Annotated in this window: 21 protein-coding genes; 7 read left to right on the top strand and 14 right to left on the bottom strand. The window is 66.5% G+C overall.

The features are described 5' to 3' along the window. Positions 1 to 6 precede the first annotated feature (6 nt). On the bottom strand, positions 7 to 777 hold the full coding sequence (locus AKJ09_RS36415) for an IS3 family transposase (protein ID WP_169928149.1): 771 nt from the start codon (positions 775 to 777) through the stop codon (positions 7 to 9). Positions 778 to 1432: 655 nt separating this feature from the next. On the opposite strand from AKJ09_RS36415, the gene AKJ09_RS36410 reads away from it, so the two are divergent. Beyond that, a complete protein-coding gene (locus tag AKJ09_RS36410; RefSeq protein WP_146652447.1) occupies positions 1433 to 1987 on the top strand; it encodes a MerR family transcriptional regulator in 555 nt (184 codons plus the stop codon). A gap of 517 nt (positions 1988 to 2504) precedes the next feature. Beyond that, complete coding sequence (locus AKJ09_RS36405; RefSeq protein WP_146652446.1) at positions 2505 to 3317, top strand: phosphodiesterase; 813 nt, start codon at positions 2505 to 2507, stop codon at positions 3315 to 3317. Positions 3318 to 3368: 51 nt separating this feature from the next. On the opposite strand, the gene AKJ09_RS55725 is transcribed toward AKJ09_RS36405, so the two are convergent. The 4 genes from AKJ09_RS55725 to AKJ09_RS36390 form a co-directional block, all read right to left on the bottom strand. Then, positions 3369 to 3497, bottom strand: a complete 129-nt coding sequence (locus AKJ09_RS55725) for a hypothetical protein (protein ID WP_275936677.1) — start codon at positions 3495 to 3497, stop codon at positions 3369 to 3371. Between the two features lie 246 nt (positions 3498 to 3743). Then, positions 3744 to 4064: a four helix bundle protein gene (locus tag AKJ09_RS36400; protein WP_169928148.1), complete on the bottom strand. Its 321-nt coding sequence runs from the start codon at positions 4062 to 4064 to the stop codon at positions 3744 to 3746. A 519-nt stretch (positions 4065 to 4583) separates the two neighbouring features. After that, positions 4584 to 6995, bottom strand: coding sequence for an endopeptidase La (lon, locus tag AKJ09_RS36395; RefSeq protein ID WP_146652444.1), 2412 nt, complete (start codon positions 6993 to 6995; stop codon positions 4584 to 4586). A 702-nt stretch (positions 6996 to 7697) separates the two neighbouring features. Continuing rightward, entirely contained in the window at positions 7698 to 9050 is a 1353-nt protein-coding gene (locus tag AKJ09_RS36390; protein WP_146652443.1) for a DUF1015 domain-containing protein, read from the bottom strand. Positions 9051 to 9397: 347 nt separating this feature from the next. Between AKJ09_RS36390 and AKJ09_RS36385 the strand changes: the two genes are divergently transcribed. Then, complete coding sequence (locus AKJ09_RS36385; RefSeq protein ID WP_169928147.1) at positions 9398 to 11347, top strand: hybrid sensor histidine kinase/response regulator; 1950 nt, start codon at positions 9398 to 9400, stop codon at positions 11345 to 11347. Positions 11348 to 11359: 12 nt separating this feature from the next. Here AKJ09_RS36385 and AKJ09_RS36380 read toward each other — a convergent pair whose 3' ends face one another. From AKJ09_RS36380 to AKJ09_RS36365, 4 genes are read right to left on the bottom strand one after another with little or no spacing between them, the layout of a single operon-like run. After that, positions 11360 to 11836, bottom strand: coding sequence for an Lcl C-terminal domain-containing protein (locus tag AKJ09_RS36380; protein WP_146652441.1), 477 nt, complete (start codon positions 11834 to 11836; stop codon positions 11360 to 11362). Beyond that, on the bottom strand, positions 11836 to 12507 hold the full coding sequence (locus tag AKJ09_RS36375; RefSeq protein ID WP_146652440.1) for an Lcl C-terminal domain-containing protein: 672 nt from the start codon (positions 12505 to 12507) through the stop codon (positions 11836 to 11838). The genes AKJ09_RS36380 and AKJ09_RS36375 overlap by 1 nt, the downstream gene beginning before the upstream one ends. After that, positions 12494 to 13534 carry a hypothetical protein gene (locus AKJ09_RS36370; RefSeq protein ID WP_146652439.1) on the bottom strand — a complete coding sequence of 347 codons (1041 nt, stop codon included), beginning with the start codon at positions 13532 to 13534 and terminating at the stop codon, positions 12494 to 12496. The genes AKJ09_RS36375 and AKJ09_RS36370 overlap by 14 nt, the downstream gene beginning before the upstream one ends. Further along, a complete protein-coding gene (locus tag AKJ09_RS36365) occupies positions 13521 to 14906 on the bottom strand; it encodes a serine/threonine-protein kinase (protein ID WP_275936751.1) in 1386 nt (461 codons plus the stop codon). The genes AKJ09_RS36370 and AKJ09_RS36365 overlap by 14 nt, the downstream gene beginning before the upstream one ends. Before the next feature lie 222 nt (positions 14907 to 15128). Here AKJ09_RS36365 and AKJ09_RS36360 point away from each other — a divergent pair, with 222 nt between their 5' ends. Continuing rightward, the gene (locus AKJ09_RS36360; protein ID WP_146652437.1) at positions 15129 to 16376 is read left to right on the top strand and encodes a hypothetical protein; all 1248 of its coding nucleotides are present in this window, start codon (positions 15129 to 15131) and stop codon (positions 16374 to 16376) included. A 6-nt stretch (positions 16377 to 16382) separates the two neighbouring features. Here the strand turns inward: AKJ09_RS36360 and purD are convergent, their stop codons facing one another. Then, a complete protein-coding gene (gene purD, locus AKJ09_RS36355; protein ID WP_146652436.1) occupies positions 16383 to 17669 on the bottom strand; it encodes a phosphoribosylamine--glycine ligase in 1287 nt (428 codons plus the stop codon). A 62-nt stretch (positions 17670 to 17731) separates the two neighbouring features. Between purD and AKJ09_RS36350 the strand changes: the two genes are divergently transcribed. The 3 genes from AKJ09_RS36350 to AKJ09_RS36340 all read left to right on the top strand — a co-directional run bounded on the left by AKJ09_RS36350 (position 17732) and on the right by AKJ09_RS36340 (position 21515). After that, a complete protein-coding gene (locus tag AKJ09_RS36350) occupies positions 17732 to 18610 on the top strand; it encodes a hypothetical protein (RefSeq protein WP_146652435.1) in 879 nt (292 codons plus the stop codon). 189 nt (positions 18611 to 18799) lie between these two features. After that, a complete protein-coding gene (locus AKJ09_RS36345) occupies positions 18800 to 20470 on the top strand; it encodes a serine/threonine protein kinase (RefSeq protein ID WP_146652434.1) in 1671 nt (556 codons plus the stop codon). Beyond that, positions 20460 to 21515 carry an outer membrane protein assembly factor BamD gene (locus tag AKJ09_RS36340; protein ID WP_146652433.1) on the top strand — a complete coding sequence of 352 codons (1056 nt, stop codon included), beginning with the start codon at positions 20460 to 20462 and terminating at the stop codon, positions 21513 to 21515. The genes AKJ09_RS36345 and AKJ09_RS36340 overlap by 11 nt, the downstream gene beginning before the upstream one ends. A 265-nt stretch (positions 21516 to 21780) precedes the next feature. Here AKJ09_RS36340 and AKJ09_RS36335 read toward each other — a convergent pair whose 3' ends face one another. Genes AKJ09_RS36335 through pilM form a run of 4 tightly spaced genes read right to left on the bottom strand, consistent with a single transcriptional unit; the run spans position 21781 to position 25705 of the window. After that, a complete protein-coding gene (locus tag AKJ09_RS36335) occupies positions 21781 to 22581 on the bottom strand; it encodes a BtpA family protein (RefSeq protein WP_169928145.1) in 801 nt (266 codons plus the stop codon). Positions 22582 to 22603: 22 nt separating this feature from the next. Beyond that, positions 22604 to 23620, bottom strand: coding sequence for a type II secretion system protein GspN (gene gspN, locus AKJ09_RS36330; protein WP_146652431.1), 1017 nt, complete (start codon positions 23618 to 23620; stop codon positions 22604 to 22606). Continuing rightward, complete coding sequence (locus tag AKJ09_RS36325; protein WP_146652430.1) at positions 23617 to 24180, bottom strand: hypothetical protein; 564 nt, start codon at positions 24178 to 24180, stop codon at positions 23617 to 23619. The genes gspN and AKJ09_RS36325 overlap by 4 nt, the downstream gene beginning before the upstream one ends. A 1-nt stretch (position 24181) precedes the next feature. Then, on the bottom strand, positions 24182 to 25705 hold the full coding sequence (gene pilM / locus AKJ09_RS36320) for a type IV pilus biogenesis protein PilM (protein ID WP_146652429.1): 1524 nt from the start codon (positions 25703 to 25705) through the stop codon (positions 24182 to 24184).

Below are 25705 nucleotides of genomic sequence, written 5' to 3'. Positions count from 1 at the left end.
CAAGCGTCAACGCACACGCCCACCTCGACTGATCCTCCCCCGCCTCGGTGGACAAAGTTGACTATGCCGCAATCGCGGCGATGTGAGCCTCAATTCGAACTCGATCGGACTGACGTAGTCGAGGAACGAGTGGAGTCTCTCGACGTTGTAGAAGCGGTCTATGTAGTCGCCAATGGCCTTCTCGGCCGCTCGGCGCGTCGCATAGTTCTCGTGGTCGACGAGTTCGGCGCGCAGCGTCGCGAAGAAACTCTCGGAGACGGCGTTATCCCAGCAATCGCCACGGCGACTCATGCTGGCAGTCATCCCGTAGGCGTCAAGCGCCGCGCGGTAGTCGGCGCTGGCGTACGGGCTTCCGCGATCGGTGTGATGGACGAGTCCGGCGGGAATGCAGTGGCGGCTCGCGACGGCGCGACGGAGAGCTGCCAGAGCGAGCTGGGTATCGTTCGTTGCACTGAGCGCCCAGCCGACGACGCGGCGCGAATGCAGGTCCAGAAGAATGGCGAGGTAGCCCCATCCCTCGCCGGTCGCGATGTACGTCACGTCGCCCGCCCACACCTCATTCGCCGTGGCTGGCGCGAAGTCACGCGCGACGATGTTCGGCGCGATTGGGCTGTCGTGGCTGGAGTCGGTCGTACGTCGGAAACGCCGCTTCTGGAGTAAACGACCTCCGAGCTCGTCGTACCTGTTGCTTCGCCATCGAACACTCCTCGCGTATCTTCGCGCGTTTCGGGGTGTCCACGGAAGCGGGGGATCATCAGACGCGCACCGCAGCGGCACAGGCGCTCGCGGCTGCAGTCGTCTTCGGCGGAGACACGGACGCTCGTTTGGGCGAAGCTCGCGGCGCTCAGCGAAGGCGCGAAGCGCGCAAGCGATCGCGCGTTCGGTCGATGAACGACGGCGTCGCGGCTCCGCGAAAGCTCGCCTCGCCACGACTTGCGCCAGCGGTCGTGGATGTCGTGCTGCCAACCGTCGCCAGAGTGATCAGCAGCACTGAGAAGTGCGGCATGAAGGCCGCCATGCTTTGAACGAGCGCATGCACGCGAAGTTCTTCTCGCCTGCGCGGAACCGCGAGGTGCTTTCTTCAACGGGGCATCGCTGTTTGGACGGGGCCAGCGAGCTGGCTTCCACGGCTCATCGCTGTTTGGACGAGAACAGCGGGCTGGCTCCGTCCATCCAGTCATGTCACGACGGAACCAGCTGCGAGCCTCCCGTCATGACATCGGTGTGTGGACGGAACCAGCCAGCTGGTTTTGAAATCTGATCACTGGCGGGATGGGGCCTCCGACATGACAGCAAATTCGCACCACTGTCGTGACGGGAGCCAGCGAGCTGGAACGCAGTAACGTCGAGGTGGCAAGACGGGTCCAGCTCGCGAGCACTTACTGTCTCGACAGTCCTCGTCCAAGACCAGCTGGCAAGCTACGGTTCTCGAATGGCACGTAGATTTCGGTCTCCGGACCGTCGACGCCGGCGCCGCCGCGCTCCGCCACCGCACGACGGCTGGCTCATCGCGGAATTGGCAACGCTCGTCGGCGTCACACCGCGGACGATTCGCTACTACCTGCAGAAGGGCCTCCTCTCGAGTCCACGGTTCTACGGAACAGCGACGCGCTACCAGCGACCTGCGCTGCTTCGAGCGCTGTCGATTCGGCACATGCAGCGCGACGAGCACCTCTCGCTCGATGCCATCAAGTCACGCCTCGCGCACATGTCCGCGGAGGAGATCGAGACCTACGCGACGGCGAAGCTCACGACGGGTCCGGCCGCGACGGCGCTCGGTGTCGAACGACCGCCGATGACAGTCGCAACGTTCACCGAAACGGAGACGCCACCACGCTACGCGAGCGTGAAGTGGGACGTCGTCCAGCTCCTTCCGGGGCTCTCGCTCCTCGTCAAAAGCGACGGAAGCCCACTCGTGAAAAAGCTCGCTCAACAAATCTACGATCATTGCGTGGGCGCAACCCCGTCCCTCGCGAACGACCGATGAGCGACGCGAGGTATTCGCCATCGGGACAGCGAATGAGGTGGAGTATCCGCCGCAATGAGCGAGGGCATCGAAGTCCCCTCCGCGGCGCAGCTCTACCTCGCACGCACGACTTGATTGGGCAGACAGAGTACGCAGGTCGATCCGTCCTTGTCTCCCGGCGGCAGTGCCGCGCAATCGCATTGGCCAACGGAGCCACGTCCTTGATCAGCTCCAGAATCGTTTCGTGAATCCTCAGCATCGCAATCTCCTTCCGAGCCCTCCCGAGCGAGGGCTCCCCTCGCCCGCGTCGCACGGAGGCGGAGTCAAGGACGGCAGGCGCAGCGAGCCGCCGCGTAAGCGGCGCGCAGCGTCCTTGACGCCGCCGAGCACCACGCAACGCTGAAGGCCTGGCCGCGCGGCTTCGAGATCTGGTCGAACGGAATATCGAGAACTGGTCGTGCTGCACCGACCAGCATCTCCTAAAGAAAGGCCTGTCTCGAGCGTCGTCGTGTTTCCGGCGCTCGCAAGGATCCAGACCATGCTCATCGCCCAGATCAGTGACACGCATATCCGAGAGCCTGGCCAGCTTTGCTGCGGCAGGGTCGATACGGCAACCTTCTTGGCGAAGGCTGTCGCCAAGCTGAACAGCCTCCCTCGCCGTCCCGACGTAGTCATCGTGACGGGGGATCTCGTAGACCTGGCAACGCCCGCCGAATATGCCCACCTCGCTCGTCTGCTCGGCGCGCTCGAGGCACCATTCTACTTGGTCATGGGCAATCATGATCACCGCGAGCGCCTCCGCGCGGCCTTCCCGGAACATGACTATTTGGGAGTCCGAGGATCGTTCGTCCAGTATGCCGTCGAGTCGTTCGCGGTCAGGCTGCTCGTGCTCGACACGAACGTGCCAAACCAGTCGGCCGGCCGACTCTGTGAAGAGCGCCTGGCCTGGCTCGCTGCCAAGCTGACCGAGCAGCCCGATCGGCCGACGGTCGTCGCGATGCACCACCCGCCCTTCGCGACGGGAAACACGGCGTGCGATCGATTCGCTCTTGCCGGCAGCGACGGGCTCGCGCGGGTAATTGCGAATCACACGAACATCCATGCAATCGTGTCCGGACACCTTCATCGAGCGACCCAAGCTCGATTCGCTGGGACGCTCGCGATGACGTGCCCTTCGACGGCGCACCAACTTCACTTCGGCCTCGGCGACTCACCGTTCGGCTTCGATCTGGAGCCCCCCGCGTTCCAGCTCCATCTCTGGGCCGGAAACGTCCTCGTGACTCATTCCGTGCTGGTCGACCGTTTCGAAGGCCCTTACTCGTTCGAAGACGGACAACCGATCAGCGCTTGAGTCATCGAGCGCGCCTCCACGACCAGAACTCGTCGGGCGAGGTCACGGGATCTACCACGCGCGCATCTGCTCGGGCGTGATGTTGCTGCCTCCGAGGATGGTCGCGACGTTCAGCCCTTCGAACGATCGTGCCTGCTCCAGGATGGCGGCAATGCCGGCCACCCCTGCAGGCTCACTCACGAGTCCGGCGTGCTCGTGGAGGAGACGTCTCCGACGACCGAGCACCGGCGTCTTCCGACTGTCCTCGTGTTCGAGACACCGGAACTGGTGCGTCGAGCCTTTCCGTTCACATAGAGCGTGGCCTTTACCTTGTCGAAACGGTCGGTGGTGCCGGTGGGGTTCGATGAGAAGACGCTCGAACAAGGCGTCCGCACCCGCGACGGCGTCAGCGGGCGACGGGACGGATTGCCGCCGCCCGCGTGAGGTTCAACGTTGGGCGATCACGTAGAGCGTGGCCGTAACTTTGTCGAAGCGATCGATGATGTCGGCGGATGGTTCAGGCACGTATCCCCACGCCGCGGCGGTGCGCAGCGCCGACAGCGCCTCGCGTGCCGATCCGAGCGCGATGCTGTAGTGCGAATTCCGACGAGCACCTCTCTGCGCAGCCCCCTCACTCACGTTGAGCGGCACACTCGACATCGCCCGCCGCAACTGCCGAGCGAGGTCCGCATCGTGCCGCCCGATGGCCTCCGCGATCGGCGCCAGTTCCTTGATCAGCACCAGTATCGTGTCGTGAATCCTCAACATCGAAGTTTCTCCTGTCCGAGCCCTCCCGAGCGAGGGCCGAGCCCCTGCCGCGCCGCCGAGCACGACGCAACGCTGAAGGCCCCGAGCGAGAGAGAAATCCCCCAACATCAATGCATATCGCGGCCACGGACTCGGACACGGACACGGACTCGGACCCCGACTCGGACCCGGACACGGACTCGGACCCCGACCCGGACCCCGACCCCGACCCCGACTCGGACTCAGGGCCGGAAGCGGCGAACGTTGGGGAGACGGTGACGGACGCGGATACGGACGCCGTTACGGATCCAGACGCGGACAGGACGCGCGTACAAACGCGTATGCGGAGGCCGTGACGGCCCCGGAAGCGGGCGTGGGGGCGGAAGCCGTAGCGACCCCGGATTCGGGTCAGGGTCAGGGTCAGGGTCCGCTGCCGGATCCGAGTCAGGGTCCGGGTCCGCTGCCGGAACCGCGGCCCCCCAAATGCGAAGCGCCGCAGACCCTTTCGGATCCGCGGCGCCCGCTCAGTCTCGGCTCGCTTCAGTTCGTCGAAGGAATCGCCGTCGCCCCGTCGGTCGACTTGGGCGTCAGCTTCTCTTCGAGAGCCGCCTCGAGCACCTGATCCATCTTGCTGACGGCCACGAACTCAAGGTCGTTCTTGATCTCGTTCGGAACCTCGTCGAGGTCCGCCTTGTTGCGCTCGGGGATGAGCACGCGCTTGATGCCTGCGCGGTGAGCCGCAAGGACCTTCTCCTTCAGGCCGCCGATGGGCAGCACGCGTCCGCGCAGCGTGATTTCGCCGGTCATCGCGACGTCGTGACGGATGCGAACGCCCGTCAGCATCGAGACGAGGGCCGTGAACATCGTCACGCCGGCGCTGGGGCCGTCCTTCGGCATCGCGCCGGCCGGAATGTGGATGTGGATGTCGCTCTTCTCGAGGAAGTCCTTCGAGATGCCGAAGCGCTCCGAGTTCGTGCGGACGTACGAGAGAGCCGCCTGCGCGGACTCCTTCATGACGTCGCCGAGCTGACCGGTGAGCTGCAGCTTGCCCGAGCCGTACATGCGGGTCGCCTCGATGAAGAGGATCTCGCCGCCGACGCTCGTCCACGCGAGGCCGGTCGCAACGCCCGGCTCCTCCGTGCGCTCCGCGACTTCGCTCGTGTAACGAGGCGCGCCGAGGAACTCACGGACGTCGTCTTCCGTCTCGATCTTGCGGTTCTGCGTGTCGCCTTCGGCGATCTTCACGGCAACACCGCGGATGACGCTCGCAACCTGACGCTCGAGGGTACGAACGCCGGCTTCGCGCGTGTAGTGATCGATGATGATGTCGACCGCCTTGTCGTCGAAGACGAGCTGCGTCTTCGAGATGCCGTGCTCCTCGATCTGCTTCGGGATGAGGTGCTGGCGCGCGATGGCGAGCTTCTCGTTGCGCGTGTAGCCGGGGATCTCGAGGATCTCCATGCGGTCGCGGAGCGGAGGCGGAATGGGATCCGCGACGTTCGCGTTCGCGACGAACATGACGTTCGAGAGGTCGAACGGGATCTCGAGGTAGTGGTCGGCGAAGGTGTTGTTCTGCTCGGGGTCGAGGACCTCGAGGAGCGCCGCCGCGGGGTCGCCGCGGAAGTCGTGGCCGATCTTGTCGACCTCGTCGAGCATGAAGACCGGGTTGATGGTCCCGACCTTCTTCATGCCCTGGATGACCTGACCCGGGAGCGCACCGACGTACGTACGGCGGTGGCCACGGATGGCCGCTTCGTCGTGGACGCCACCGAGCGAGATGCGGTGGAACTTGCGGCCAAGGGCGCGGGCGATGCTCCGGCCGAGCGACGTCTTACCGACGCCGGGCGGTCCGATGAGGCAAAGGATCGGGCCCTTCTTGTCCTTCTTCAGCTTACGGACGGCCAGGTACTCGAGGATGCGCTTCTTGACCTTCTCGAGGCCGTAGTGGTCCTCGTCGAGGACCTTGCGGACCTGCGCGATGTCGAGGTTGTCGGTCGTCGAGTTGTGCCAGGGAAGGTCGAGGATCCAGTCGAGGTAGGTGCGGACGACCGTGTACTCGGCCGAGCCGACCTGCATGTTGCGGAGGCGCTTGAGCTGCTTCTTCGCGACCTGCTCGGCCTCGTTCGGCAGCTGGGCCTTGGCGATGCGCTCCTCGATGCCGTCGAGATCGCCCTGGTCGCCGTCGTCCTCGCCGAGCTCCTCCTTGATGGCCTTGAGCTGCTGGCGGAGCACGTACTCGCGCTGGTTCTTGCCCATCTCCTCCTTGATCTGGGAGTTGATGCGCTCGCGCATTTTCAGGATCTCGAGCTGGCGCGTGAGGAGGCGCAGCACCTTGCGGATGCGCTCCTTGGCGTCGACGGTCTCGAGGAGTTGCGCCTTCTCCTCGACAGGGGCGTCGAGGTTCGCGGCCACGAGGTCCGCGAGGGCGCCGGGCGCCTGAATCGAGTCGATGAGCGAGCCCGCTTCACGGGGCAGCTCCGGCATCAGCTGGATCACCTGCTTGGCGATGTCGCGGAGGCTCATGCTGAGCGCTTCCGCTTCGTCGTCCTCCACGCCGGTCTCCTCGAGCTTCTTCACCTTCGCCTTGAGGTACGGCGCGGTCTGCGACACGTCCTCGAGCTTGATGCGGGTGAGGCCCTGGAGGATCAGCGAGTAATTGCCCGAGCTGTGCTTGAGAGCCTTGAGCACGCGCGCGGCGCAACCGACCTGGTGAAGGTCTTCCGTGCCGGGGTCATCCGTCGCCGGATCCTTCTGGGCGAAGATGGCGATCACGGGTGAGGGGAAATTGTCGACGTCCTCGACGAGCGCGACGGACTTTTCGCGGCCAACGTCGAAGGGGGCTACGGCGCCCGGGAACAACACCGCATTGCGGATCGGGAGAACAGGCAGCTCGTCACCGAACTGCACCGCATCCTCTTCCTTGTCGCGGGTAGGGCCCTTCTTTTCGGTCATGGTTCGTTACCTCACAGGGGGCGTTGGCGAGCGCTTGCCTGATCTGAAGTCAGGTTCGAAGCCAGGGATCTTGCTTGTATTATCGGTGTTATCTCGAACGAGAGGACGCATCTAGGTTTTTCTCGAGGCCGTTCGCGGCTTACGGAACTGCCTGAGGGGGGGTCTTCTCCATGCTTCACGCAGCGCCGAATGGGGGCTGTCTCTCGCTCTCGTATCGTGTGGCCTCTCGCATCGTGTGCACTGTCTGCTCTGAGTCTTGCCTGCGCCGCGTGTGCTCGAGATGCGACTGCGTGTACCGCCAAGCCAACCGTGGGTTGGCCCGGGTGGGGCTGAGCCAGCGGACCGGCTTCCAAGTTATGCACGGCCAGGCGAGCTCGCATGCTTAGTGCACACGCAAAGTTCGAGCGAGCTCGTCCCAGGCCAGCGTCGAGACGGCTCTGAGGCGTACGCAAGCGCACAAAAACCGGCCTCTGAACGCTCGAGCGGCCTCCCCGGAGCTTCCGTTCGCGCGCCTAAATCGACGCCCGCCTGAGTCTCAATGGCCCGACAGTCGGGCAGCCTCCGGCGGGGCGGGACAAACGACGAAGGGACGCTCGCGCATCCCTTCGCTGTCCCGTTTGGTCGGCCCGTTTGGTCGGCCTGTCAGGTGGGGACCAGGTGGCCCCGGAGGGCCCCTGATACCTGTAGGTGTCGGATGCTCTCTCAGCCCGCCACGTTTCGCTCCGGCTCGAGCGTGTGGATGGCGAGACCGGTCATGACCTTCGGGTAGAAGAACGTGCTCTTCTGAGGCATCACCTCACCCGCTTCCGCAACGCTTCGGACCTGGGCCACGGGCGTCGCGTTCATCAGGAAGAGGACCTGGCCGGCCTTGTCCGCACCGCCACCACCACGCAGGTCGTGGAGCGTGCGGGTCGCATCCTGGGGGTACCAGATGTTCGTCTTGGCGGCCTGGGCCTCGGGCGTGATGCCGAGGACGGGCTCGAGGATCCCCATGTGGAGAAGAGCGACGTCCGTGCGGCGGAGCACCTCGGGCTTCTTCCCCAGGACAGGATGTCCCGCGAGATCGGCCGAGGGCTTGAGGGCAAAGAGCGCGGCACGTCCATCGCCCGCACACGCCACCAGGCTCGGACGCGTCTTGCCGGAGTCGGCGAGCGCCTGGGTCAGCACGTCGGCCGAGGCGCCGGGCGGAAGCAGCGTGACGTCGAAGAGCGTCTTGGCGCCTTCGAGGAGCGACGCGAAATCGAAGCTCGGAAGCGAATGGATGTGCCGGTGCGTGGGGAACACGACCAGATCGGGATCGTCACCGTTCGTGAAGAACACCATGAAGTAGCGATGCTCGGCGCGCGCCGCGGCCGTCGCGCCGTGCGCCGCTTCGGTCTCCTGCGAGTAGCGAAGCGCCGTTTCGTAGCGGTGATGACCGTCGGCGATGAGAAGCGACGACTTGGCGACGCCCTCGACGATCGTGCGAATGGCCTCGGGATCGTCGATCTTGGCGAGCGCGTGGTGCACGCCGTCCGGCGTATCGAACGACGCAAGCTCGGTGGCCGTCGCGAGCGCACCGTCGAGCGCGCGGGCGGGATCGCGGTAGAGCATGAAGCCCGGCGAGAGGTTGGTACGCGTGGCCCGGAAAAGCTTCAGGCGATCCTCTTTGGGCCCCGAGAGCGTGCGCTCGTGCGGAAGCACGATGCCCTTGTCCGTGGGCACGAGCTTCACGAGACCGAGGAAGCCGCGACGCGTGATCTTCGCCCCCTTGCCTCCCGGCGGCGCGAAGGTCTGGTCGTAGCGATAGAACGCGGGCTTGTCGTCGCGAGCGAGAACGCCGTCCTTGCGCCAGGCCGCGAACAGATCGGCGGCGTGGGCGTACTTCGCATCCCCTTCCCCTTCGGGGAGAATCAGCTTCACGACGTTGTGCGGGTCGCGTGCAGCGAGCTCGGCGCGCTGCGCGTTGTCGATGACGTCGTAGGGGGGCGCGACGACCGAACCTAGCCCCGTCTCGAGACGAGCGAGACGAGAGAGGTCGTAGCGAAGCGGAGTAAGCGGAGCGATCTCGGCCATGGGACGCGCACCATGCCATGGTTTCAGGCGCGTTGCCCAGAGGCGGCGCGGCCGTAGCGGAGGACCTCGTACGCGCGCCGCACCGGGTCCCGTGCGCACGCGATTTCGCGCCTGAAATCGCCAAACGCCCTCAGCGCCGACATGTAGGCATCATCGGCGCCGGCGTACGAGAAATCGACGTTCGGCGTGACCCGAATTGCGTCCGCGAACGACGCGGGTACTGCCGCGACGTCCGCATGCCGATGCGACGCCACGATCATCCCATGCGTGCGCATGGAACGCTGCGGTAGCTCGAGCATATGCCCAGCTGGAGAAGCGCTTGGCTACCCGCTAATGGGACGCGTCCATTGGTCATCGCCGCGGCGCTCGCATACGCCAATTTCTCGCTCGGACTCTTCGCGACGCTCTGCGCGGTCGTGCTCGCGCGTTCACCCCGCTGGCGCCACCTGCGCGGCTTCGCGTACCTCGCCGTGACCTCGGCGGCCTACGGCCTGCTCGACAGCTTCATCCTCCGAACGACCGAGCCGCACCGTTTGACCACGTTGATGCAGCTCAGCGCGCTCGTGGGGTCGTTTCACGCCGCCGGTTGGCCGTTCTGGAGTCAGTGGATCGTCCGCCGAAAGGCAACGCGCCTCGACGCCGTGGCCGCGGCGGCGAGCATCGCGGTGGGCGTTTGCGCGTGGATACCGGGGCTCCTCCTGAGCCGCCCCGCGCACCCCGTCGAGGTCCCATGGGCGGGCGTGACGACCCGCGTTCTGTCGATGCCGCTCATGGGGAGGATTCTCTTCCCGGTCGTCCTTTTCCCCATCGCCGTCGCGTTCGCGCGCTTCGTGCTCGCCGCACGCCAAGGAAACCGCGGCGCCAGACGCTACGCGATCGGCCTCGGAGTGCTTTCGCTCGCCATTCTCAACGAGATTCTCGTCGCGTCGGGCGTCTACCCCGGCGTGTACGTGGTGGACGCGGCGTTCATCGTCGTCATTGCCGGCTGCGCGTACGACATCATCGAGCACATCGCCTCGGACGCGAGGAAGCTCGAGGAGCTCTCCGCGAACCTCGGTCGGATGGTGGGCGAGCGCACGAACGAGCTCTCTCGCGTGCAGCACGCCCTGGTCGAGACCGAGCGCCTCGCCGCGATGGGCCAGCTTGCGGCGACCATCGGGCACGAGGTCAACAATCCCCTCTCGTACGTGATCGGCAACCTGCAGTACGCGCGCGAGGAGGTCTTCTACAACGGCTCACCCGACTTGAACGACGCGCTCCGCGAAGCGCTCGACGGTGCGGAGCGGATTCGCTCGATCGTCAGCGACCTGCGCGGCTACTCGCTGCCGAGTGCGAACGGCGTGGACGACGTCTGCAACGTGGGCACCGTGATGGACGACGCCGTCCGACTGACACGCGGAGCGATCCGTCATCGCGCCATCGTCGACGTCGAAAAGATCGACGTTCCGAACGTCCCGCTCGGACGCCAGCGTTTCGCGCAGGTCCTGGTCAACTTGCTCGTCAACGCCAGCCACGCCATCTCCGACGAACGGGCGAGCCAAGGTACCGGGCGTATCGTCGTGCGCAGTCGCCGGGGCACGAACAAGACGGTCGTCGTCGAAGTGGAGGACAACGGCTCCGGCATGAGCGAAACCACACGCGCTCGGATGTTCGAGGCGTTCTTCACGACGAAGCAGGTCGGCGGCGGAACGGGCCTCGGCCTCTTCGTCGCTCGCAGCATTCTCGACGCGTGCGGTGGTTCCGTCGAGGTCGACTCGGAGCTCGGTCGAGGAACGCTCGTCCGAATCGTCTTGCCCATGGCCGTGGAGCATCGGCGCCCGACGCCGTTTCCGGGGCTTCTTCATCTACCGCTCCGCAGCAGCATCGCGCCGGTGCCCGACGAACCCGCGCCCGCATCTCCCCGCACCACCGTGCTCGTCGTCGACGACGACGCCCGCGTTCGAAGCACCATGGGACGCATGCTCTCACACTGCCGCGTGAGCCTCGCCGACAGCGCCAGCGCCTGCATTTCGATGCTCGACGCAGGCGGCGCCTACGACGTGATTCTGTGCGACCTGATGATGCCCGGACGAAGCGGCGTCGAGCTCTACGAGGAGATCCTCGAACGCCGGCCAGAGCTCGAGGACCACTTCATCTTCGTGACCGGCGGCGCCACGACGCGACGTACCGCCTCGTTCGTCGCCTCGAATCAGAACCGAACGCTCTACAAACCGCTCGACGCCAAGGCTCTCAGCGCAAAGGTCGAAGAAGTCGCAAGCGCGCTGCGCATACGCGACGAAGGCGCCGCGCGGCACTGACGCGGCATCGCCTCACTTCTGGAAGCGAACGCAGCGAAGCCTTCGCTTGTCGAGGCTGGCGCCGTTGTAACGGGCCGTCGCCGTGCTGCCGGTCGAAAAGTCGACCGTGAAGAGGTAGTTCGGCGAGGAGGGAGAGGAGGTCCAGTACTCCGCGTCGACCGGGGTCGCCGGAAAGGCATCCCGATCGATCATCTTGGTGACCAACCCACCCGTGGTTTCGTCGTATTCCGGATGAGGCGTCTCGTCGACGAGCGTGAGGAGTTCCTTCACGGTCGGCACCCTTGCATTCGGCGCGCAGAGCGCCGTCGCTTCGGCGAACGTGACGACCGGCCCGACGCGGCGATCCCATACGAGATGCGTGTGGAAGTCCGTGATGTGGACGTCTTGCCGATTGAAAGCCACGTATTGGTCGGCGTCGGCATCGGCGAGGGTCGGCAGCGTCACGACGAGGCCGAGCAGCACGAGCCGGGCAGAGATCGTCCGGCGCATCACGAGCCTCCCCGCACGCAGCGCACGTAGAACGAAGTCTCCTTAGGACTCTGCTTTCGCACGTGTCCAGTGACGAAGTCGACGATCCAGTAGGTCGTGCCGCTCGTGTCCACCGGACGGACCTCCGACGACGTCCAGTACGGACCGAGTTGCGTGCCGTTCTCGAACGGCGGCGCGACCTTCTTCTGTCCCCGCAGGTCGAGGAGGGTCACGAGCTCGATGCGACTCGGCAGACGCCACGATCCGGTTTGGTCTTGGCAGAACCGACGTGCGCCTTCGAAATCCAGAGGCGTTGGTGAGGAGGCCGCTTGCCAGACGAGCGACGTGATCTTGTCCGTCACGACGCCTCCCACCTCGTCATAGGAGAGCAAGTTGTCCGACGTCGCCGAGGCGTCGTCGTTGGGCATGATCCACTTGGCCCACGTGACCCGCGACACGCCGGGTCCTGTCTCTGTCACGACGTCGGGACGCGAGGTTTCGGGAACGTTGACGTCGGTGCCAGCCTCTTCACCGGTAGGGCCGGGGCAGCGGCCGCCCGCGCACTGTCCCTCGGTGAACTGGTCGAGCCCGATGATGCTGTTGCACGCGGCGATGGCCGGAAGCGCGAGCACGCCGGTCACGACGAGGGCGCGGTGAAGTCGGCGGCGCGAGCGTCGGTCAGAAGGTCCCATGAACCCCTGCCCCTCCGAGACCGAGCACCGGCGTCACCGTGGGACGCGCGGGCTGTTTGGCGTTGGTTCCACTTCCGGAATCGTGTGTCAGCGTGGCGATGATCGCCGTCCCGACGCCAACGCCGCCGATCGCGAAGAAGACAGTGCTCAGCGTGCCCCACGTCTTCGCCTCGCGCAGGTCGTCGTGATCGCTCACTCCGCAGATCTTGTCCGTGCAGCGTTGATCGAGGTTGTTTCTCGCCGACAGCGCGATGAGGCCGGTGACGGCGCCGATCCCGACTCCGATGCCCCCTGTGATCCAGCCCGCCGTGGCGAGGCCGTTTCCCTTCTTCTTCTTCGGACGAGCTGCATCGGGCTGGAGCGGCTGCGCTTGCGCGTTCGGCGCGACGACCGCGGTCGCGGGCTCGGGCAGAGGGGCCTGGACGACGAGCTCGACGTCGCGGCTCTCGCCTTCGCGCACCTCGATGCTCGCCTTCGTCTCGGGACCGTTGCCGACGCGCGCGGAAATCTCGTGCATGCCCGGGTTGACGGCGCGGAGCTCACCCAGGGCCGCATTCGGCACGAGCGACCGATCCACGACGACGGTAGGCTCCCGCCCCGCAGGGACGCCTTGGATGCGGAGGCGCACCCCGGCGATGCGCGAGCGAACGCTCTCGGCAACGGACGCCGCTTCGACGCGCGCTTGCTGCGAGCGCGACGTCTCCGCCGACCCCACGGGAATGCGCGCGACGCCGAGACAGACCTCACGCGCCTCGACCGGCTGACCGAGTGCTGCGTGCGTCTTGCAGAGATCCAGACCGGTGATGGGCGTGTTCCCGAGCGCATGCGCCGCGCGGAATTTCTCGAGGGCGCCCTTCAGATCGCCGTGGTCACGTAGGTCGATCCCCTGGTTGTAGAGCTGCCGCGCGGACTCGATGTCTGCCGCCGAACGCTGGGCGCGAGCGGCCCCCGCCCAGCCGAACGCGACCAGCGAGGCGCCGAGCGCGACGATACGCAGGAGGCCGCGGCACCGATCAGAAGATGTCATGGCTGCTCGAGGCCGGAGTCGGCGCAGGCGTCGCGGGCGCGGAGATCGGCGAAAGCTGGTTGACCGAGGACGCCGTGGCGGCGGCCTTCGGAGTGCGCGCGCGACCGCCGCTTCCTTTGGCGATGGGTGCCGAGTGCGGCGCAGGCGCTGCGCTCGCGATGGGGTTCGGGGCCGAAGGCGCTTCGACCATCGGTGCCGGTGTGCCGGTCACAGGAGGCGGAGCGGCGCTCGCCATGCTCGACGCGATCGACGGATCGGCGATCACCGCACGCGCATCGGTAGCGGCGCCCGATGATGGCGGCGATGCTGCCGCCACGTCAGGACGACGGGCGACCTTCACGGCGACGTAACTCAGCGGGGCGAGCACGACGATGCCCGCGAGAATGGCGAACGCACGGCTGCGCGATCGTCCGATGGTGGTGGCGCGGACAATCCCCGCGTCCGTCGCAGCGCCAACGGGCGTAGCGGCCAGGGTCGCGGCGTTCATCACGGCGTCGTTCGTGCCGGTCGTGACGCGCGGCATGTCGACCGACTTCGGCATTTGACCGCCGACCGCCCGGAGGAGCGCTTCGGCGAGCTCCTTGGCCGAACGAAAGCGCTCGTCGACGTTGCGCGAACAGGCCTTGTGGAACCACGTGTCGAGCGCCGCGGGGAGCTCGGGCACGACGCCCGTGACGAGCGGGAGCGGCTCGCTGTGGATCTTGATGGCGAGACCGCCCATCGTCTCGGCATCGAACGGGCGCTTGCCCGTGAGCGCTTCGTAGGCGACGACGCCGACCGACCAGAGATCGGTACGACGGTCGAGATCCTTCGAGCCGAGCACTTGCTCCGGGCTCATGTAGAACGGCGAGCCGATCATCGCGCCGGTCTTCGTGTTGCTGTCGAGCCGCGGACCTTCGACACCTTTGGCGATGCCGAAGTCGAGCAGCTTCACGAACACCTCGCCGCCCTGATCGCAGAGGAAGATGTTTCCCGGCTTGATGTCGCGATGGACGATCCCGCGCTCGTGTGCGCGCTCGAGGGCACGGCTGAGCTGGTGGATGATCTCGCCGACCTGCCCCGGGGCAAGCTTGCCGTGCTCGTCGAGGTACGCGCCGAGATCGCGCCCTTCGAGCAGTTCCATCACGATGTAAGGGACGCCGTCGCCCGTGAGCCCGTGGTCGAACGTCTGCACGACGTGCGGGCTCTTCACTTGGGCGGCGGCGGCGGCCTCGCGAGAGAACCGCTCGGTCGCTTCCTTGCTGTCCCTCAGGTCGTTCGCGATGAACTTCACGACGACCTGCGTGTGGAGGGCGAGGTGCTCGGCAACCCACACGCTGCCCATCCCGCCCTCTCCGAGTGGGCGGACCAATCTGACGCTGGGCGTCACCATCATCCCCGCGCGCGCCTCGGACACGAGGGAAAGGATGCGTGAGCGGCCGATCTTCCGCAACACCTTTGGCACGGAAATTCCAGGGCGTGCCGCGGCTCGGAGCCCGCTCGGCATGACTCCGATGCCATAGGGCGGCCTCGCAGCGTACCGGGAAGAACGCCGGATTCGAGGGACGCGGCGCAGCAGGGCTCGCTGGCCCGCAGAATGCTATCGTCACAAGTCATGATCCGGGGCTCGTTCCTGCGCGACCACGTTCGTACCGTCGCCCGTCACGCCCGTCTCGCCCGCCTCACCCGCGTGGCGCTCCTCGGCCTGGGAGTCATCGGCGGAACCGTCGTCGCCTGCGGGAGTTCGGACATGGCCGCCTTCGACAGCGGCTCTTCGATGGACAAGGACGCGGGCGGAAGCACGACGGCCCCTGGCGATGGCGCGCCGAACGCGGGTCCTGTGGCAACCGGCGTCGTCCTCGTGCACGCGGCAGCGTTTCCCGCCTTCCGCCTCTGCTTTTCGAACATGCTGGACCAGCCTCCGCTTCCCGACTCGAAGACGATGCCGGAAGCGAACCTCGTCGGCGTCGACGTCGGCAGCGTGGTGCGCGTCGATCCGATGGTCGCCCCCGGCGACGTGTACGTGATCGATCAGACTGTGGTTCAAACGCGTATCGGCTCGAAAGAAGATACGCGCTGCAGCGATCTCATTTGCACGGGCGCCAACTGCAAGAAGGAAAACCGCGATTACCTGCGGGCGGGCCGAATCGACACGCCGCTCGGGCAGGGCCAGGTCTCCGTGCTTGCGATCTCAGGCTGCGGAAATCAGTTCTTCGTTGAAGATCTCAAGATGGACTCTCGTGCGTGCGGCACGGGTTGGGATGCCACCCACGGGAATCTCCACTCGAGCGTCCTCACGTTGCGACCGGATGGCCTCTCGGGCGACGACTCACTGCCGGTGCAGCTCGTACATCTCGCGCCGCTCCTCGAGAATGCGCGAGGCAGCGGTGAGCTGTCGATAAGCTTCGGTGCGCTCGACGGCGACGGTGGGCTCGACACATTTGCCTCGAATCCACCGCTCTTCAGCGTCGATGAGCCGCGAAGCCTCGCCTTCACCAAAACCGAAACGTCGATCTACGCGAGCCACGGCTTCCGTATTGCGCTGCGCGAGACCGACGCAGGCGCCGACGGTGGTGTTTCGTTCGTACGCGACGAGTCGCTCGCCGAGGTGCAGGCGCTCTCGGCATCGAAAGAGCTGCCGACGGATTACTACAAGACGGCGTCGAACTACGCGCTCTTGCTCCTCGGTGATCCGAGCGTGCAGCCGAAGCTCGAAGACGGCGGCGCGAACCCGCTCTACGACAGCCGGCGGGCCGTGCACCTCTTGGCGGTGCCCGTTCGCGATCCCGATGCGGGCGCAGATGCGGGTTCGACCCCAGGTGACAGTGGCGACAGCGGCACGCCGGACGCGAGCGGTCCGTAGCGCCGCTCAGCGCTTCATCGCGCGGTGGCCGATGTCCGTGCGGTGGTGCTCGCCGCGGAAGCGGATGCGCGACGTGGTGTCGTAAGCCGCGGCGCGCGCCTCCTCGAACGACGGCGCGTACGCGGAGATCGTAAGGACGCGGCCGCCGGAGGTGACGACGTCGTCCCCCTTCTTCTTCGTGCCCGCGTGGAAGACGCTGACTCCGGCAGGAGGCGCGGCATCGAGGCCTTCGATGACATCGCCCGTGGTGGGCTTGGCAGGATAACCCTCGGAAGCCATCACGACCGCGAGGGCAGCGCCCTTCTTCGTGCCGAAGGACGAATCGCCGAAGTTGCCGCGGGCCGCGCCGTCGAGCAGGGCGAACCAGTCGCCGTCGAGCATGGGCACGAGCACCGTCGTCTCCGGATCACCGAAGCGAACGTTGAATTCGAGAACACGCGGGCGACCGGCCTCGATCATCAAGCCGACGAAGAGAACGCCGCGGAACGGAGCACCTTCGCTCGCCATGCCGCGTAGCGTGGGCTCGACGACCGTGCGCATGACCTCGTCATGGACCGCCTGCGTGACGACCGGCGCCGGCGCGTACGCGCCCATGCCCCCCGTGTTCGGACCGCGATCGCCGTCGAACACGCGCTTGTGATCTTGCGCAGCGACGAGAGCAACAGCGCGGGTGCCGTCACAGACGACGTGGAAGCTCGCCTCTTCCCCCGGCAAGAGCTCTTCGAGGACGACGACGCTGCCGGCGTCACCGAGATCTCGCGCCGTGATCATCCGGTCGATCGCCTCGCATGCTTCTTCGACACTCGAAGCGACGACGACGCCCTTGCCGGCGCAAAGACCGTCCGCCTTCACGACGAGCGGCGTGCCCTTCGCCCACGACGCGCGTGCGTAAGCCTTGGCGCGCTCGGCGTCGTCGAAGACAGCGAACGCGGCGGTGGGGATGCCGTGGCGTCCCAGAAACTCCTTCATGAAGGCCTTCGAGCCCTCGAGCTTGGCGGCTGCCTGGGACGGGCCGAACGCCCGGATGCCTTTCGCGTCGAGCGCGTCGACGAGGCCGAGCGTCAGCGGCGCCTCCGGACCGACGACGACGAGATCCACCTTCTCGCGAACCGCGAGCTCGACGAGCCCGGCAACGTCCGTCGCGGCGACGTCGACGTTGCGGCCGAGCGCGGCCGTGCCTGCATTTCCAGGGGCGAACACGAGGTCGTGCGCGCGAGCGTGACCGAGGGCATGACCGAGGGCGTGTTCACGCGCACCGCCACCGACAACGAGAATCCGCGCATGAGACGACATGGCGGCCGGATACCACGCACGGAGAATGGGCGGAAGCGCACGAACGATGGTACCAATCTCTGGTGTCCGAGAACGTCCGCCCGCCCGTCGCCGTACGCATCGTTCGTCCGTTCGACACGGAGGACGCCTTTCTCGAGAACGAGCTCGAGACGGTCGGCAAGACGAGTGTGATCCTCATCGGAGCCCATCCGCGACCGGCTGGGGTCATTCTGCGCTTCGAAGTGACACTGGCGACGGGGGCAACGCTCCTGCGAGGCGAAGGCCGCGTGCTCGCCCACAAGGAGAACGCCTTCCGCGGACAGCCGGGCTTGAACCTGCGCTTCACCCGCCTCGATCCACGCTCCAAGGCTCTGGTCGACCGCGCCGCCGCCGTTCGCGATGCCAAGGCCGCGGGCGATCCGGCCCCGCTCACGGCGCGTCCACCTGCTCCACCGCCGGAGGGCGAAGCGCGCCCGGCGACGCCCCCCGCAACGTCGCTGAGGCCGGCTTCGGTTCCTCCGCACGCCCATCAACTTCGTGCGTCTGCGCCGCCTCCGGCTCCGGAGCCCGCGCACGTCGAACCGCCCCTGAACACTGAAGCGAGCGCCGAAGCGGTGGTGCCCTCGCAGGAGGTCGTCGCCATCCCTTCGCAGGAGCTGGAAGTCGTCGCGCCGGTGCCGACGAACGACGCGCCAGTGCCGACGAGCGAGGCCACGCCCGAGCCGGAAGCCGTTCCCGAGGCAGCTCCGCTCGCCTCGCCTCCGACGATTCCAGCTCCGATCGTCCCCGACGCTTCACGAAGTGCATCACGAAGCGAGGCGAGCGAGGTCTCGCCGCCCTCGAATCGTAACGAGCTGCTCGCACGTCTTCGCGAACGCCGATCGACACTCGATCCCGAACGCGTGCAGCGAATGCTCGATTCGGGCTCGAGTTCGAGTTCGGATTCGCGTTCGCGTTCGTAACCAATCTGCCTTCGAGAGCTTCGAGGCCTACGAGACCGTTGCTTTGACGCGCCGCAGCCGCGCGCGAACGCCGGATCGTTCGGTACCTCCGCCTACAGAGCCCGCCTGAGGGCTAAAGGTATCAGCGGCGGCACATCGCCGAACCTCTCGCACTACGCAGTTTTCCGCGCGATACTTCCAAACTGGGGAATGGATCCCGCTCACCTTCAGCCGGGTTACCGACTCGATCGGTACGAGCTGCTGTGCCCGCTCGCGTACGGCGGCATGGCCTCGGTGTGGCTCGCCCGCTTTGGCGGCCGTCTCGGTTTCGAGCGACTCGTCGTCGTGAAGATGATCCTCCCGCAGTACTCGCAGGATCCACGCTTCCAGGAGATGTTCCTCGACGAAGCGCGCATCGCGTCGCGCATCGAGCACGCGAACGTCGCGCGCATCCTCGACGTCGGCGAGCACGACGGAAACTACTTCATCGTCATGGAGTGGGTCGACGGCGACTCGCTCTCGAAGATGCTGCGCGCGGTGGAGCAGCGCAAGCAACGCATCCCTTCCGGCGTGCTTCTGCGCATCTGCGCGGACGCAGCTGCCGGCCTCCACGCCGCGCACACGCTTCGCGATCGTGACGGCACCTCGCTTGGTGTCGTTCATCGAGACGTGTCGCCGCAGAACATCCTCGTGTCGAACGCCGGCATGACGATGCTCATCGACTTTGGCGTCGCGAAAGCGCGTGACCGCGTCTCCCAGGAGACGAGCGCCGGACAGCTCAAGGGAAAGATCCGCTACATGGCGCCCGAGCAAGCGCTTGGTCGCTCGATCGACCACCGCGCGGATGTCTGGGCACTGGGCGCTGTCCTGTTCGAGCTCGCGACCGGCTTTCCTCCGTACGACGGCCCCAACGAAGTCGCGACGCTGCACAAGCTGACGAGCGGCGCAGCGCCGTCACCGATGCCGCCCACGGTGCCTCCGCCGATGCGCGCGGTCATCGAGCGCGCCCTCGCCTACAACCCCGAGGCGCGCTACGCCACGGCCCTCGAGCTGAACTTGGCGCTCGAAGCGGCGATGGTGGAAATCGGAGAGTCCACCGGCATCGCCGCGGTTGCACAATACACGGGTCACCTCCTCGCCGACCGCAAGGCTTCGCGTAAGCGCGCCGTCGATGCAGCCGTGACATCCGCCCATCAGCGCGATGCGATGAGCCGCTCCGGCGTCGCCAAGCCGAGCCAAGCGCACGTCCCGAGCGGCGCGGTTCGGCTCTCGTCGACCGAGCTCACGTCGGATCCTTCGTTCAGCGCCTTTGCCGCTGCTGCCGGAAGTCTGGCCGGCCAGGCACCTGCCCTGCAGCCGAATCCGGCCCAGCCGCTCGACCTCGCCGAGATCGCCAGCGTTCCGAGCTCGGCGACGCTCGGCTCCGCGGCGATGGAGTACCCGCGTTCGGCGTCGACCGCGCCCGATGACTTCAAACGCCAACGGCGTCGCAATCTCAGCGTCGCGCTCCTCGCCGGGTTCGTGATCGCCGGCTTGATCGGTACCGTTCTCATCATCAGCACGGCTGTCAGCAAGCTAGGAAAAGAAGACGTCCGCAGGACGGCGAGCAGCAGCACGTCCCCCGTGCAACCGCCTCCCGAAGCGCCCATCGAGCCGCCGAGCATCACGTCGGCGCAGGCCATCTCCACGGCTGTTCCCGCACCGCCCCCGACGACGACCGAAGCCCCCTCCGCGACCCCAGCCCCCACGCAGGTCGTCCACCGACCGCAGGTGCAGCCCGTCGTTCGGAAGGCAACCACGGCCGCCACGACTCCGCCACCTCCCGCGTCGACGCCACCGCCGCCTTCGGCGACCTCCGGAAAGAGAGATCATGGCATTTGAGCGACGACGAGTCCTTGCAGCGACCCTCCTCGTCGGCTGCGTGAGCTTCCTTTCGACGAAGGCGTTCGCGCAGAGCGCCTCGGACCGCGAGACGGCCCGAAGCCTGATGGAAGACGGCGACGCCAAGGCCGACCGCGGCGACTGGAAGGCCGCGCTCAAGGCCTACGAGCAGGCCGATCAGATCATGCACGTGCCGAGCACGGGCTACGAGCTTGCGTACGCCCAGGCGAACCTCGGCTTGCTCATCGAAGCTCGCGACACACTGGCCCGCGTCGCACGCATTCCCCTCCCCGCCAAGGGCAGCGAGCCGGCGCCATTCACGGCCGCACGTCGTAAGGCCGAGACGCTCAGCAACGACCTCGCCAAGCGCATTCCCTCGATCACGCTGCAGCTGCAGAACGTGGACGCCTCGCAGCCCCCGCAGATCCTCGTCGACGGTGAGTCGCTCTCGTACGCGGCGGCGCAGGTTCCCCGCAAGGTGAACCCCGGTCCTCACCGGATCGTCGTTCGTCAAGCGAGCGTGGAGCGAAGCGCCAACGTCGTCGTCGCAGAGCACGACTCACGCACCGTGACGCTCGATCTCGCGGGCGCGACCACGATGCCCCCGCCCCCGGTCGAGGACACGAAGTCGTCGTCCTCGTCCTCGTCGTCGACTTCGAGAATCCTCGTCTACGGTGGCTTCGGGCTGGCCATCGTCGGCGCCGGCGTCGGTGGCGTCACGGGCGTCATGAGCTTCCTCAAGACGAAGGATCTGAAAGATCAGTGCGACGGCAACCAATGTCCGCCGTCGAAGCAGAACGAGCTCGACTCGACGAAGACGCTCGGGAACATCTCGACGGTCGCGTTCATCGCGGGTGGCGTGGGCCTCGCGGCCGGCATCATCGGCCTGGTGATCGCGCCGAACAAAGAGAAGTCCGAGGCGAGCACGACCACCAAACCGCACGCCTCCCGCTCCGATAGCGTCGACAAGCCGCGCGTCACGCGCATCACGCGCATCACGCCACTCGTGAGCCCCACCTGGATGGGCCTCTCCGGCACCTTCTGAGCGAGCGACTTACGCTCTGTGCGAATGCCGTTCGGCTAAACCAGACATCCGTCAAACACCGATGGATCCGACCCGAGATTTTTCACAGGAAGGTCGGAAGGTCGGAAGTTCTTTGGGGCGGAGAGAGGACAGATCGCGCGACACGGCATTGGGGCGATTCAATTCCCCAGCAAGCGCAGTTTGGCGCTTTACGCGGGGCGATAAGAATACCTTCCGATCTTCCGACCTTCCTGTGGAGACTCTGCCTATCCGAACACCATCGGCGCTAACGCTTGAACGCGGTGCGGAAGGCCGTGGCGAACGTGCGCGCGAGCGCGGCGTCGATCGAGCCGCCGGGAATGCCGCCCAGGCGAAGCGCGCTGCCGACGACGACACCGTCGGCGTGCTGAGCAAGCGTGGAGAGAGAGTCGAGCGTGGCGCCGCTGGCGACGAGGACGGGAGCGCTCGCGGCAGCCTTCTTCACGGCCGCGAGCTTCGACACGTCGACGCCCTTGCCCGTGCCCTCGCCGGTCACGAGGACGACCTCGGCCATCCCGCGTTTGGTGAGATCTTCGACCTCCTGCACGAGCGGGCGCGGCGCCCCGAGTGGTGAGGAGTGCTTCACGTCGACGTCGGCCCAGATGGCCACGTCTTCGGCGCCGAGCGCCTTTCGGAGACGCAGCGTCGATGCCGCTTCCCCCTGGACGATGCCTTGATCCGTCACGCGCGCGCCGGTGTGCACGTTCACGCGCACGAACCTCGCGCCCACGCACGACGCGATCGACAGTGCGGCCTCGGCATCGTTGCGGAGCACGTTGATGCCGAGCGTCGCGTTCGGTGCGGCCTCGCGCACGGCAAGCGCGCACGCCGTCATCGCAGCCACCGTCACCGGCGGAACGCGGCCCGCGAAGAACGGCGTGTCGCCGAAGTTCTCGACGATGATGGCGTCGTAACCGGCCTCCGCGAGGATCTTCGCGTCGCTCGCCGCCCATCGCGCGGCTTCGGTCGCCGAAAGCGAAGAGCGCGGGCTCCCCGACAGCGGCGGCAGATGGATCACACCAACGAGGAGGGCGGAGCGGTTGGTCACGCCCTCCTGCTTATCACGATCACTAGTTGTTGAGACCGGCCGAGACCGAATTGCCGCCCGGCTGCGGGTCCGGTTTCCCGAGGGTGCCGCCGACGCGCAGGCCGTAGTAGCCCTCGGGCGTCTTCGACTTCGCCATGCGCGGAACCATCTCCAGCATCGGCTTGTCCTTCGAGCCCGGCGCGCCGAAGAGCATCTTCGTCTTCTCGTTCTTGTTCCGATACCCGTCGTTGATCTTGAACTTGAGGTTCACGTCGAGGTGCGCGTCGGTGGCGACCTCGCGAAGCTGAACGCGGCCCTCGCCGTTGACGTCCACGTCGCCGCCGCTCGCGCCGATCTTCGTGAGCTTGAGGATGCCGTCCTTCGCGTCTCCCGTGACCGCGAAGTTCCCGACCTTGAGGCGCGGGAGCGTGAAGGGGCCGAGCGGCAGCTTGACGGTGAGCTCCTTGTCATTCCCCGCGAACATGTCGCGGATCTCGAGGTTCACGTTGCCGTTGCCCTTCGACGCCTTGCCCTCCGGCAGATCGAGCTTCACGGTGCCGAAGAGTTTCCCCTCGAGCGGGAAGCCGATGTTGGCGGCGATCGCGTCGACCTTGCCGATGTCCAGACCGTCGAACGTGACGTCGATCGCACGGGCCTTGCCCGTGTCTTCGAAGCTGCCCTTCGCCGTACCGCCGAAGGCATCGACGGAGAAGCTCACGTCCTTGTTGCCGATGAGAAAACTGAGCACCGAGGCGCGCGCACGTGCCTCGTCCACCTTGATCTCCGACGCGGGCTTCGACGGGTCGGACGACGGTGCGGAGAGCTTCACGCCCGTGGCCTTGACGCCCGTGATCCACCACGACTCGAGCGACTCGATCGAGAGCTCCTGAGGGCTCGACGTGTTCCGCTGCTGGGCGTTGAACGTGGTGACGAGGCGCTCCTTCAACGTCTCGTAGGGGAACGTCCACACCAAGAAGATGGCGAGGCAGAAGACGTAGAAGAGCGGGTAAACGAGATAGGGTAGAAAACGGCGCAGGCGTTCCTTCGTCGCGTCGTTCATGGTTTCTTCTCCGCGGCGGGAGCGGCTTCGTTGCGGTCGAACGCGGAGACGCCGACTTCCACGTCGTAGGAGTCGGGCTCGCCGCTTCGCTTGCGAATGTTCAGGCGCGTGATGGCCACGGGGTAGTTGCTCTTCTCGATCGACTCGAGGAACTTCGCGATCGACAGCATCCCTGCCTTCTTCAGGTGGATGACCGTGTGACGCTCCGTGTACTTCTTGCCCTGCGGCACGTCGGGTCGGTCGACCGAGTCGACGACCTGCAGCTTGTTCGCCGTGGCCTGCTGCTCGAGGAACCCGGCGAGCTGCGGGGCCTTCTTCCCGTAACGCTGCGCGATCGAGCTCTTGCGCTCTTGGCGCTCGCGGATCTGCCCGCGTGCTCCGTTGACCGAAGCCAGCGTCGTGCGCAGCTCGTCGTTCTCGGCACGACGGGTCGAAACGAGCACCGAGAGACCGAGCGGCAGCGCGAGGAGCAGCATGACGCCGAGCACCATCACGGCGATGCTCGCGACGCGCTGTTCGCGCGGGTTGAGTCCCCAGCGTTCGAAGATCGGGATCACCATCTCACTTCCCTCCCGCAACGCTGGGCGCTGCCGAGGCCGAAGTCGCGGCAGTCGACGACGACTTCTTGCCGCCCTTCACGTCCTCGGGGCACTTGAGGTCGAACTCGAGCACGTATTTCTGGGCGGTGCCGCCGACCTGCGCGGTCGTTCGCGTGATCTTCGGGTCCGAAAAGCATTTCTCGTTGGCGAGCGTCGAGCGAATCGCCTGCGCATCGGGGATGCTCCCCACGATGCCGTGCACGATCACGTGCCCCTTCTGGATGTCGAGCTCCTCGATGTCGTGCGTCATCGACGGCGGGATCGCCTCCGAGAGCTTCACCATGACGTCGAAGGCGTCGGCGTGGGGAAGCGGGTCGTCATCGCTGAGCGACGTCTGTTGCGCGAGCAGATCGTTCGCGCGGCCCGACTCCGTGGTCGACTCGCCGAGAACTTGATTGGTGACGTCGCCGAGTGCGGCCTCGAGCACCTTCTTCTCCTGGGACTTCGAATAGAGCTGCGCCCACACGGAGAACAGGAAGCTCACCAGGATGACGGCTGCGAGCCCCGCGAGGAGCGGCACCTTCTCCTTCACCCACGCGAATCCGCGCTCGAAGGCGAGCGGCCCCTTGCGCAGGTTCAAGCTCACCGCACGCGGCGCGAGGCTGAGGGCAAGACCAATCGCCTTCGCGAAGCGCGCGATCACGGCGCCTTGCTCGGGCGCGATGCCGACCGCCTCGAGCATCGGCGCGGGCAAGACTTCGACCGGCGCCTCGACGGCGCTCGACAGGAAGGCTTCGACACCGCGCGTGTACGCGCCACCGCCGCAGAGGAGAACGCGCGCCGGGGGCTCGCCACCTTGCGAGCGATGCGACGCGAACGTGGTGCGCAGCTCACGGGCGAGCTTCGACGCGCTCGCCGGCAGGCCGCGCGTTCCGACACCGAGCGTACGTGCGAAGATGGGCTCGCCGGCCTTCAAGATGAGGACGTCGCTCGAGGCCTCACCGAGATCGACGAGAGCGACCACGCCTTCGGCGAGCGTGGGCAGGTAGGCCACGAGATTCGCGATGGGGAATGCGCCGAGGCCCACGCGCTCCGGCTCCATGGCCGACGCGGCCTTCACGAGGTCGATGCGCGAGACGACGTCGGCCGTCTTGGCCACGCCGACGAGAACCGAGAGCTCCTCGCCCTTCGTCTCGCGCGTTCCGGAGAGCACGCGATAGTCGAAGACCGCTTCGGCGATGTCGAACGGCAGGGCCGACTCGAGCTCGAACGGAAGGACGTCGCCGATCTGCTTGTGCGCGCTCGCGGGAAGCGGAAGGACGCGCACCGTCGACTTCGTTCCTTCGATCGACGTGGCGACGCCGTCGAACGATCCTCCTACGCCCACGGCCGTCTGCACCGCATTGCGAATGGCCGTCGCGACGTCGCCCGCTTGGACGATCTCGACGGCCGCGAGCCCCACGAGCTGCACCTTGCGGTAGCTCGTACGGATCGCGGCCACCTTCACGGCCGTATTCCCGATGTCGATGCCCAAATACGTGCTCAT

It is taken from the genome of Labilithrix luteola, assembly GCF_001263205.1.
In the GTDB taxonomy this organism is placed as follows: domain Bacteria; phylum Myxococcota_A; class Polyangia; order Polyangiales; family Polyangiaceae; genus Labilithrix; species Labilithrix luteola.
Note: the sequence above shows the minus strand (reverse complement) of the source record. Positions and strands in the feature narration are given on the sequence as shown.